Consider the following 9,419-nt stretch of genomic DNA (forward strand, 5'->3'; position numbering starts at 1 on the left):
AGCCAACAGTTATCTTACTGCAGCCTTTCTAAATAATCGTAGCAAGTAATGCAGGCATACTCCCACAACCAAACCAAGTAGCATCGCCTTGATACTACCAACCCAAAGTATCAAGCCAGAATAACCTTGTCCCGGACCTAAGCCTTGTTTATTAATCACATCGACGAACATAAATCCGTTCCACAGCACATGCAGTGAGGCTGTAAATCCATGCACACAAATTGCGATGGTTCCAAGTAACTTGTACTTGCTAATGACTGGTGCGCCACAAAAAATGACAACAAGCGCAAAGGTAAAAATCAGAGGGCCAGACAATACTAAAGTGAGTGTGGTTACTTCAACGTGGCTCTCTATGCCATAACTGTATGTACAAAATACCATTGTCATTGAAAACAAAAGCGAAATGAGTGCGAACCATAGCGTTCTATTCATTGGGGTTCCCTGCCTTAATAGTGGGTTTAGGACAAATTCGATAATCGACAGGAAGAACTAATTACCAAAAATACGGCATGAGAAATGCCCTTGTTACACGACTATTCGATGGACGACTCAGACTTTCATAAACCCAATGTAACGGAAGACTTAGAACACAAGCTAGGCGATATAGCTTCGGCTATATTGAACCACGAGCATAGACTGAAGACAGGTGCTACGACGGAACAAGTAAGGTAGGCTCTAATCATCAAACGATGAGCAATCCACGTATATCAGCATGAGAACCGACGACATTACTTGCTTCATCTATGTAATAACACTATCCCTTAAATAACAAGAAAGGCTCTATAAATGCGGGAGCAGAAACTTCTACGCTCTTATTGACAGAGGGGGTCATATCGCCCAATTAAGGTGTGAAGCACACTACCACAACACTTAAATTGGACGCCGTAATCACTAAACTAAACTCAAACTGAAAATGCCAAGCGTGCTGAATCACTCTTAAATTACTTGTTAAGCGTATTCTGCGGGAGGTAAATCACCTTCAACCATACTTGCTTTAAACAGATACTTATCACAATACCTTCTTTTTCCACGTAATGACCAAGGTAGAGATAATAAGGTGTTGATAAGACCTTTTGGTGGATCATACTCCATCGTAATCTCTAGTAACTCTTGCTTCATTTTTTTTGTTGAGTATTTAGCTCCGGCCTTAGTTTCCCAAATTAACAAATCACTATCTGAAAATTGAAATAAATAAAGCAATTGCCCTGGCGCTATTTGAGGGTAAATTTCATTAAAATTATTTGGGTAGTGCTCACGTGGGAATTCTCGCTTTAAGTCTCCCGAAATCGATAATTTTACATTTTCAGCCCTTTCTGCACCAATATTAACGAGTGTAAACTGCACAAAAATTTCTTGGTATCTGGTTTTATACACACTCTCATCATTTTCCCCCCAACTCGTTCTGCTTTCTTTCTCCGGACCAAATCGATTGTGTACTTGATGGTAAACTTCAAGTACTGGTCTTTTGCGAGAGGTGACAATTTGAAGCCCTACTTTCATCACACTGGAAACTGCTGAGCTTGATACTTCCATATAACTCCTCTATACGCTTAACAGCTATTAGACAGAAAAATTCTGCATTTAAATATAGGATTTTTCTATCTAGTTTCATATGTACAGCAATTTACCACGATTAATCACAGCAATTCAGTGACTTAAAACATAGATAGACTCATTGAATGACAAAATGCAGAATATTTCTATATAGTATGAATTTCGCAAAAACCCCGCTCTACTAGATATAAAAACAGTACCACTACACATACCCCAAACACAAAAAAGCCTGCCATCTATGCGAACATAAATGGCAGGCTTTATACGTTAATTAAATTTGTTTGTGGCTAGCTTACGCGGCTTCGAATGCGAGGGCTTTCTTCTCTACTTGGCGGAAAATCAGCGTTAGTATGCCGTTTACTGCTAAGTAGAATGCGCCAGCAATGCCGAACACGGTTAGCGTGTCGTAGGTTTGGCCGTTGATACGCTGAGCGTAGCCCATCAAGTCCATGATGGTGATGGTGCTTGCCAGTGACGTACCTTTGAAGACTAGAATCACTTCGTTCGAGTAAGCTGGAACGGCGCGGCGTAGTGCATATGGCAGTAACACTTTAAGCGTTGCTACTTTGTCCATACCTAGTGCACGACACGCTTCCCACTGCCCTGCTGGAATGGCGTTGAATGCGCCTCTGAACAGTAGCGTGCTGTATGCGGCAGTGTTCAAAGCTAATGCTAACATTGCGCAGAACCAAGGTTGGCTTAACCAAGTCCACATGAAGCTTTCACGAATCCAATCGAACTGACCCGGGCCGTAATACACCAAGAAGATTTGAACCAACAATGGTGTGCCAGTGAACAGCGTGATGATGCCACGTGTTAACCAGTGAATCGCAGGTATTCTTAGGATTAGCGTTACCGTCATCAGCAGTGACAAGATACAACCAACAAGCAATGAAGTGCCTGTGAGTTGAAGACTGGTCACTAAGCCTTCAAGCATTTGAGAGAGGTATTGTTGATTCATGCCATTGCCCCTTTGTTACCCAAACCTTGAATAGAGAACTTACCATCAATCACTTTTACCAATCTTTGTGTGATTAAAGTGATGACCAAGTAGATTGCTGCTGCTGTCGCGTACCAAGTAAATGCTTCGTGCGTTGCAGCGGATGTTAGTTGTGCTTGTTTCAACAAATCCGTTACGCCAATCAGCGATACTAATGCAGTGTCTTTTAGTAACACTAACCATTGGTTGGTTAACCCTGGTAGTGCGTGTCTTACCGCTTGAGGTAAAACTATACGAAAGAATGAACGTGATTGAGAGATACCAAGCGCGCTTGCTGCTTCTCTCTGCCCTTTGCTTACTGCTTTTAATGCACCACGCAAGGTTTGCGAAGCGTAAGAAGCAAAGATAAGTGACAGTGCAACAACACCAGATAAGAACGGGCTCACTTCTATGAAGTCGCCAGTGATCATGAACAGAACTTGTGTCGAACCAAAGTAGATAAACAGTACGACCAGAATTTCTGGTAAACCACGAACAATCGTCACAAATGCAGTCGTTGGCCATTTGATTGCAATACGACGAGACATCTCACCACTTGCAAACAAAACTGCTAGAACCAATCCAACCAATAGGCTTACGAACGCAAGCTGAACAGTCATCCAGCTTGCTTCGACGAGCCCTAAAGAGTAACCCGTTAATTCCATAAATTACTTACCGAAGTACTTGTTGAAGATCTTATCGTATTCGCCGTTCGCTTTTACTGCTGCAAGTGCAACGTTAAGCTGGTCTACAAGTTCTTGGTTGCTCTTGTTTACTGCGATGCCAAAGCCGTTACCGAAGTACTCTTGGTTTGTTACTTGGTCGCCAACGTACGTTAGGTTGTCTTCTTTCTTGAACCATTCTGCTACAACGGCTGTGTCACCGAATACAGAATCGATACGACCGTTTTTCATGTCGATGAATGCATCTTGGTAGCTTGAGTAAGGTACCGCTGTTACGCCAGTCATTTGCTCAAGTAGGAAGCTCTGGTGAGTAGAACCGTTTTGAACGCCAACACGCTTACCTTCTAGTGCTGCTTGGTCTGCTACTTTGCCTTCGAAAGAAATGAATGCTGCAGAGTTATCATAGTATGCGTTAGAGAAGTTCACTTGTTTAAGACGCGCTTCTGTGATGTCCATTGCCGAGATAGCCGCATCGTAACGTTTGAATTTAAGTGCAGGGATCAAGCTATCGAATGCTTGGTTGTGGAAAGTACACGTTGCTTTCAGCTCTTCACAAAGTGCGTTTGCTAAGTCTACGTCAAAACCCTGAATTTGGTTGTTCTCATCCATGTATTCGAATGGTGCGTACGTTGCTTCCATCGCGAATTTGATTTCTTCTTTAGCCGCTGCGTTAAAAGAAGCAAGGCCGATAAGTGAAGCTAGTAGAATCTTTTTCATTTTGTTACTCCGAATACTGTGTAATAGCGGCCTGTGGCCATTCTTATAATTTGATTGTTTTAATTGATGTTGTGTTTAGCTAGATCTAGTGAGTCAACTTTCTTTTAATAAGTGACTTACTTAATGAGTCAGATACTCGGCAAACTCAGGTGTCTGCGGATTAACGAATGAATCGCTGGTGCCGTGTTCAACGATGTACCCTTTTTCTAGGTACAGAACGTGGCTAGCAATCTTCTTCGCGAAATCGACTTCATGCGTCACGACCACTTGGGTAATGCCCGTTCCGCTCAATTCTTTAATAATGCTCACGACTTGGTTGGTGATCTCAGGATCAAGCGCCGCTGTTGGTTCATCAAACAACAACACATCCGGTTTCATCATCAGCGCACGTGCAATCGCAACACGCTGTTGTTGACCGCCAGACAGTTGAAGTGGCCAAGCGTCTGCTTTGTCGGCAAGTTGAAGTGTCTTTAGGACTTCTTGCGCTTGCTTAATCGCTTCTTGCTTATCCAAACCCGCCACTTTGGTTGGTGCTTCAATCAAGTTTTCCATCACCGTCATGTGTGGCCATAAGTTGTATTGCTGGAACACCATGCCGACTTTACGACGAAGTTTAAGCCCCTGCTTCTCTTGGATTTGGCTTGAAAAATCGAATTGCTCATTCGCAATGTCTAGTTCGCCGTTGTCCGCGATTTCAAGCAGGTTCAATACACGCAGTAATGAACTCTTGCCCGCGCCGCTTGGGCCAAGCAATACCAAGGTTTCGCCACTCTCACAGTCGAAACTGATGTCGTGAAGAACTTGGGTATCACCGTATGATTTGTTGATGCTCTTTACTTGAATACTCATGCCACAATACTGCATTAATTGTCATTTGTTGGTTATTCTATTCAATCCGAGTTTTTATGCAAGAAAAATGTATAAAAAACTACTTTGTTGAATTTTTGCAACAAATATTCCACAAAAAACAGTCGCTATAACTGGTCTTACAACCAAAACTTACAAGTCATTGATAAAGCTAATATCGAGATAAATAGCAAACGTTTTGCTATCAATTTATAAATCATCGCACGGTTGCTTGTTTATGTGTGCACTCTCCTATCAACGCTAATTTACTTGCATAAAAATTAGGGTTAAATAGCTTGGTTTCCTATCCAACTGACTGGATCAAAATGCTTAGTTTTCCTTTAAGGTCGTTTCGAATTATTCACTTAGTGTTGATGAAATATTGGAAATTGAGTTTCCTAGGGAGCGTCACAGCGCAATAAATGCTTTAATGGGTTCGATTCTCAACAACAATTACTGCCCAGCGAACAACGCGCAGTACAGGCAATAAGTCATAAAGCAATTAGCCATAAGCAACAAGCCATCTATTTTTAAAGCGACAACACATTAAGGCAGTCATATGCAAAACGATGTCTCTTCTACGCTCGACTCGAACCAGCGACAGACTCAAAAGAATCCCGATGCCAAACCTGAGAAAAAAAGCCTCAGTATTTTGTTTGAGCTGAGTAAATTCATTCAGCCTTATAAAGGTCGTGTTATTGCTGCGTTGATCGCGTTGATCTTCACAGCGAGCTTAACCCTTTCAGTCGGACACGGTATTCGTCTTCTTATCGACCAAGGCTTCAGCCAACAATCGTTGTCAGACTTAGGCAGCGCGATTCAATTCATCATGGTGGTGGTCGTGCTGATCTCGATTGGCACCTTCTTCCGCTTCTATTTGGTCTCTTCTGTTGGTGAGCGAGTAAGTGCGGATATACGCCTGTCGGTTTTCAATCACGTGGTGACGCTGCACCCGAGTTACTTTGAAACCAATGGCAGTGGCGACATCATGTCGCGAATCACCACGGATACTACTCTGCTTCAAAGCATCATAGGTTCATCGTTCTCTATGGCGATGCGCAGCGCTACCTTCATAAGGTAATGCATTATTTTTTATTACACGCCGCTAAGAATCAGGCTTGTGAGCCAGGTAATAAAAATGCCCCTATTCATACGTAATTTTGACAAAAATAAGCCCTGTATTACCACAAAGTATTACCATATCATTGTTATTTAGTTACAAAACACCAATGGTTTAAGGAAGGCCGAAATGATGAATAATAGATAACAATCACATAAGCCAAATATGACACTAAAAGTGCCAAGCATTACGAACCTACTTGAATTGTGCGTTAGGTAAATATTACCCTCACTTTTTCGTTTCAAAATGAGATTTTTAGGAGTCAAAAAGAATGGGAAAAAATCATACATATATGGAACTGTTTGCTTTACTCCAATTGATTCAGCCAAACTGTGAAGCTTGTGTGACAACTTACTTAGTAGTAGGTAGAACGGACTTAATAATGAAATTCAATTAGCCTAACGTTCGTTTGCTTAGTGAAGATGTTTGGTTATACGACCTAAGTCTTCAGACAGGTTTTGGGGCATAACTTCGTCGGTGACAATGTGAACCCTAGTAAATAGGGTTCATTTCGACTAACAATCAGTGCCTTCTGAAAGTAGCAATGCATCTTCTAATTCAACACCGAGGTAGCGGATCGTGTTGTCTACCTTTGTATGTCCCAGTAAAAGCTGCACTACTCGAATATTTTTAGTTTTTTGCATAGACCAGTGTCGCTTTCGTTCGTCTCATCGAATGAGTGCCATACAGATTCGGAACTAATCCAAGATTTGACGCCCATTTCCTAACTAGAGAGCGATAGTACGAATAGCTTATAGCTTTATGCTCACGTCTTTGGCTTGGAAAAAGAAAATCTCGGCTTCTTAGTGAAGCAATCAAAATCCATTTCATTAGGCTTTGTTGAGTTCTTGACGTTATCTCAAATTGAACTTCAATGTCTGCTTTCCGCTGGATATGTTTAACGCGATTAAATATCCTATCTTGCGAAGATACATCGCAAATTCTGAGGGCGAGCAAGTCACTCGCCCTAAGCTTGCTATCAATAGCTAAGTTGAGCAACGCAAGCTGCATCAAATTATTTTCAATTTCTAATCTGCTTCTGATCCGCAAAATTTCCTCAAGCCAAAAAGTTTTTTTGACGCCACTACGCTTCGTTTTGTTGAAAACCACCATGATGACCTCCTTTCTTATTGGTGATCACAGGTCATCACGATTGTAGTTGGAAGAATTTTGGACATTTCCGAGTTACGAACAATAGAGCACTCTGAAAATTTGCATTATCTGAAGTATGGAAATGAAGTCGAAAAATTCTGTCTGTTCATTATTCCTACTTAGCGACTCATAAGTCATAAGCGTTCGTTCCCCAGATAACAGTTCTTATTTTTTTTTTTGGGGGGGGGGGCCACCAAATTCCGATAAGGATCATGAAGAAATTCATAAGGGATGTTCAGGGCAAATCCGTAACCAACAGAGCAACAGAACCCCACAGTTAGAACCAGAGAGAAACCTAGTTGAATTATACCTACAGTCAGAACCGTAGAGGCTGTCGTCACCATCAATACCGTTACAAAAAAGATAAAACTAAGAGAAATGAACTTAACCGCCTCCGTCAACAAAACCTAGGGAACGTAACTACTGAAGAAGTCACGTAGAGCAAGGGCTAGAGATAGGTTACAGAGCCAGTCTAGAAACGGTTTAGGATTTTAAGCTCGGTAGGCTGTGACACAGAGTGTTGAAATATATATATATTGACCGTATGATTTATAATTCCATCATTATAATTTGAATTGCTTTTATGAAAAAAATACTAACAGTAGCATTGTTGTTAATGAGTTCAGTTACACACGCGAAAGCCCCGTTTGGTCTTGAATGGGGTGCATCTAAAGCTGATTTAGTTGGTGAAGTCGGTAGAGACGATACTTACACAGTATTTCATGACCTGTATGTTCCAGTCCCACAGAGTTTGTATATCAACTATACAGGTTATGCTAATGAAAGTGGTCTTTATGCTGTAGCAGCAAGGACTTATATTATAAGGGATGATTATAGTGGTGAGAAAGGAAGGGATAGCTTTTACAATACAATCAGAGCCTTAGAAAAATCGAACTATAAAAAAACACACTCATTGATTAAGTCATCAAAATCCAATCCCGACTTTTATAAATGTCTGCGTGAAAACGCTTGTAATGCCTATACTTGGACGGGTGAAGATAAAGATGGAGATAAGGTGTCTGCAAGGATTGAATCTTTAGGTTCTAAATCAGGATATATTTTGGTTCAGTACATCAAAAAAGGCCTTTCTATCTATGGATTCTAATTTAATATAAAATCAACTTCCCCCACCTATTCTGACACATTAGCAAAAGTCATCTACAGGACGACTGATGAGGAATAACACAAAGTCATGCTCAGTGATTTGGAATAGTCTCGTTTGATAATGCGGATACTTCGAACGAAACATCACACCTTCGAGAAGACTCAATAAATTCTCTTGGCATTAGTACCACTCCGCACCATAAGCAATTGAATGAATACCCTTTGATTGCGGAACAATATTCAAATAAGGTGTTGTGTATCAGCATATTAAATTAGGCTACTCCTTTTACTCGGGTTATAAACCTTTTTTTCTACGATCTTCGGTGTGAAGTTCATCGAAATCTGAAATGGTAAAGTTTCTGTAATCTACAACATCAACAGTAGATTTAGCGAGATCATCAGTATTTATGTCTATATAATTAAACAGTTCTAAAAACCAATTATCTGTATCAGTTCTATTTTCCTTCATATAAAGATGCGTAGATCTGTTTACTATAAATGCAATGAAATCAGCTAATTGTAGTAACGGTTCATGAGAGGATGACTGGAACTTTCCCAAGTATTCATTTGGGTAGTCATGAAAGACTTCGTTACCAACATCAGCATTCGGTTTACCTAGTCCCTCGTCAACAAAAACTGTCAATTTTTCATTTGTTTTAAAATAGAATTTTTTAATTTTTATTAGTAGCCAAAACAATGATAAATCAGAAGGTTTTTCTAAATGGAACTGATTCACTTTTCCCTTTACTGTAACTATCCCGTGATCTCTTAATGTTCGGTCATCAATAGTCTGTATAAAGACTTTCCACTTATATTTGGTATAGATTTCAGCGAAAGCTTCCAATACCCCGAGATTTGCGTGATCTGGTAGCTTGTCCCACGGGCTTTTTCTATTATAGATCTCGACAAAATGAAACTCTTCAGACTCTACAGAGAACTCTTCTTTAATGAATCTAAGGCAGTCTTTAATTTGATCGCGAATATAATCAACTTCATCATCTGGAAAGACAATTCCAACATTCGTTCTTCTATTTCCAGTCACAAACTTAGAATTTGTCGATGCATTTGGTCCATATGTGTCATCTATAGCAATATGCATTTGCCCTCCTTACTCTTTTATATACCAAACTAAGCACATACTGAGTCATTAGTAAAAATAGGTCAATTTCTTACGACATAAATATGACTTCAGTCTTTTCCTAACAAACTTTGGGGCGTGCGACGTGAAGTCGTATGAAGCGCTGTTCACCGCTAAACGAGTGAA

The 9,419-nt window shown here is 40.5% G+C and carries 8 protein-coding genes and 2 pseudogenes; 2 read left to right on the top strand and 8 right to left on the bottom strand.

Translation table 11 applies throughout. From position 1 onward, the window contains the following. Positions 1 to 9: 9 nt before the first annotated feature. From AB6E52_RS10660 to artP, 6 genes are all read right to left on the bottom strand, one after another. A complete protein-coding gene (locus tag AB6E52_RS10660; RefSeq protein ID WP_017063908.1) occupies positions 10 to 432 on the bottom strand; it encodes a hypothetical protein in 423 nt (140 codons plus the stop codon). Positions 433 to 948: 516 nt separating this feature from the next. Then, on the bottom strand, positions 949 to 1,533 hold the full coding sequence (locus AB6E52_RS10665) for a hypothetical protein (protein ID WP_102320224.1): 585 nt from the start codon (positions 1,531 to 1,533) through the stop codon (positions 949 to 951). A 313-nt stretch (positions 1,534 to 1,846) separates the two neighbouring features. Beyond that, the gene (artM, locus tag AB6E52_RS10670) at positions 1,847 to 2,515 is read right to left on the bottom strand and encodes an arginine ABC transporter permease ArtM (protein ID WP_102320225.1); all 669 of its coding nucleotides are present in this window, start codon (positions 2,513 to 2,515) and stop codon (positions 1,847 to 1,849) included. After that, positions 2,512 to 3,198: an arginine ABC transporter permease ArtQ gene (gene artQ, locus AB6E52_RS10675; RefSeq protein ID WP_017078229.1), complete on the bottom strand. Its 687-nt coding sequence runs from the start codon at positions 3,196 to 3,198 to the stop codon at positions 2,512 to 2,514. Before artQ ends, artM begins: the two co-directional genes overlap by 4 nt. Positions 3,199 to 3,201: 3 nt before the next feature. Beyond that, the gene (locus AB6E52_RS10680) at positions 3,202 to 3,933 is read right to left on the bottom strand and encodes a lysine/arginine/ornithine ABC transporter substrate-binding protein (RefSeq protein ID WP_017070691.1); all 732 of its coding nucleotides are present in this window, start codon (positions 3,931 to 3,933) and stop codon (positions 3,202 to 3,204) included. 120 nt (positions 3,934 to 4,053) lie between these two features. Then, positions 4,054 to 4,782: an arginine ABC transporter ATP-binding protein ArtP gene (artP, locus tag AB6E52_RS10685; RefSeq protein ID WP_032545343.1), complete on the bottom strand. Its 729-nt coding sequence runs from the start codon at positions 4,780 to 4,782 to the stop codon at positions 4,054 to 4,056. 556 nt (positions 4,783 to 5,338) lie between these two features. Between artP and AB6E52_RS10690 the strand changes: the two are divergent. Then, positions 5,339 to 5,845 (top strand): annotated as a pseudogene (locus AB6E52_RS10690) (ABC transporter transmembrane domain-containing protein); the annotation flags it as partial. A 569-nt stretch (positions 5,846 to 6,414) separates the two neighbouring features. Here AB6E52_RS10690 and AB6E52_RS10695 read toward each other — a convergent pair. Further along, positions 6,415 to 7,012 (bottom strand): annotated as a pseudogene (locus tag AB6E52_RS10695) (tyrosine-type recombinase/integrase). Positions 7,013 to 7,634: 622 nt separating this feature from the next. On the opposite strand from AB6E52_RS10695, the gene AB6E52_RS10700 reads away from it, so the two are divergent. Then, positions 7,635 to 8,156, top strand: coding sequence for a hypothetical protein (locus tag AB6E52_RS10700; protein ID WP_102320226.1), 522 nt, complete (start codon positions 7,635 to 7,637; stop codon positions 8,154 to 8,156). A gap of 294 nt (positions 8,157 to 8,450) precedes the next feature. Here the strand turns inward: AB6E52_RS10700 and AB6E52_RS10705 are convergent, their stop codons facing one another. Beyond that, positions 8,451 to 9,254: a DUF3800 domain-containing protein gene (locus tag AB6E52_RS10705; RefSeq protein WP_102320227.1), complete on the bottom strand. Its 804-nt coding sequence runs from the start codon at positions 9,252 to 9,254 to the stop codon at positions 8,451 to 8,453. Between the last annotated feature and the right edge of the window lie 165 nt (positions 9,255 to 9,419).

Source organism: Vibrio sp. 10N.247.311.13, assembly GCF_041467595.1.
Classification (GTDB): domain Bacteria; phylum Pseudomonadota; class Gammaproteobacteria; order Enterobacterales; family Vibrionaceae; genus Vibrio; species Vibrio crassostreae_C.